The sequence below is a fragment of the Micromonospora sp. DT4 genome (assembly GCF_049841675.1).
GTDB lineage: Bacteria > Actinomycetota > Actinomycetes > Mycobacteriales > Micromonosporaceae > Micromonospora.
The window spans coordinates 1-1,495 of the sequence record NZ_JBNCKT010000276.1 but is presented as its reverse complement, the minus strand read 5'-3'; the positions used below and the strand labels follow the sequence as shown (position 1 = coordinate 1,495).

Annotated in this window: 1 protein-coding gene; it reads left to right on the top strand. The window is 69.3% G+C overall.

What is annotated here, in order from left to right:
- Window positions 1-245: 245 nt before the first annotated feature.
- Window positions 246-1,490: an IS110 family transposase gene (locus ACLQ24_RS29585; protein ID WP_425895024.1), complete on the top strand. Its 1,245-nt coding sequence runs from the start codon at window positions 246-248 to the stop codon at window positions 1,488-1,490.
- The last annotated feature ends 5 nt before the right edge of the window (window positions 1,491-1,495 follow it).

The following is a 1,495-nucleotide window of genomic DNA, read 5'->3' as shown; positions in this document are numbered from 1 at the left end:
GCTCATTGGTGCACCCTTGTCTCACTCGGGCCGATCGGGGTTCGAGTGCACCGGTGACTGTCGGGCCATCGCCCAGCTCGCTCGACCTTTGAGGTCCAGCGTGAGTTCTGCGAGGCCCGGCGGCCCGGGACACCCCGACTGGCAACAGGGCTATGCGCCATCGAGCGCCGCTCAATGAGCGACCGGCAGTGGTGTCCCGGAACCACCAGGTGCTTCCCCACTGGTAGCGCAGCGGAGAGGCAACAATGAGTGTGACTGACACCGCCGCGCCGGCGCGAGGGAACTCGGCCGGGGTGGACTGGGCCAAGGACGACTACGCGGTCTGCGTGGTCGACACCGACGGTGAGCCGGTGGAGCGGCTGACCCTGACATACACCAAGACCGGCCTGAGACGGTTGCTCGACCTGCTCGACCGGCATCAGGTGGACGCGGTCGGCATCGAACGCCCAGACGGGCCGATCGTCGACGCGCTGCTGCCCGCCGACACGACCGTGTACGTGATCCCACCCTCGCAGGTCAAGGCACTGCGCCGACGCTACGGCTCGGCCGGCAACAAAGACGACCGCTTCGATGCCTACGTCCTGGCCGACACGGTACGCACCGACCGGCGCCGGCTGACCCCCCTGGTTCTGGACAGCGAGGCGACCACCGGGCTGCGTAAGCTGTGCCGCGCTCGTAAGGACCTCGTCGCCCACCGCATCGCGGTCGCCAACCAGCTGCGCGCTCACCTGGCCACGGCCCTGCCGGCCACCGTCGAGCTGTTCAACGAGATCGACTCGTCGATCAGCCGGCAGTTCCTGACCCGGTTCACCACCCAGGACGACCTGGACTGGCTCTCGCCCAAGCGCCTGGCCGCCTGGCTCAAGAGCGTGAGCTACAGCGGCCGCACCGACCCGACCGTCCTGCACGCCCGCATCAACGCCGCACCTCACGGCGCCACCGGCGACTACGGACAGACCCTGGCCGGCATCACCCGCGCCTACCTCGCCACCCTGGCCGCCGTCATGACCCAGATCGACACGCTGAACCAGCAGATCACCGACGCCCTCGACCAGCACCCCGACCGGGACATCTTCACCAGCCTGCCCCGCTCCGGCACCATCCGCGCCGCCCGACTGCTCGCCGAAATCGGCGACGCCCGAGGCCGGTTCCCCACCCCCGCCGCACTGGCCTGCCTCGCCGGCGTCGCACCCTCGACCCGCGAATCCGGCAAAGTCCGCATCGTGGCCTTCCGCTGGGCAGTGGACAAACAACTGCGCGACGCCGTCTGCGACTTCGCCGGCGACAGCCGCCACGCCAACCCCTGGGCGGCCAACCTCTACGCCCAAGCCCGCGCCCGCGGCCACGACCACCCCCACGCGGTCCGCGTCCTGGCCCGCGCCTGGCTGGGCATCATCTGGAAATGCTGGACCACCAACACCGCCTACGACCCAGACCACCACAGAGCCCTCCAACAGCTGATCAGACAAGATCAACTTGCGGCGGCTTGACACAG

Bases quoted from the DNA above. Each gene is read 5' to 3' on its own strand.
- ACLQ24_RS29585 (WP_425895024.1), top strand. From the start codon at position 246: ATGAGTGTGACTGACACCGCCGCGCCGGCGCGAGGGAACTCGGCCGGG.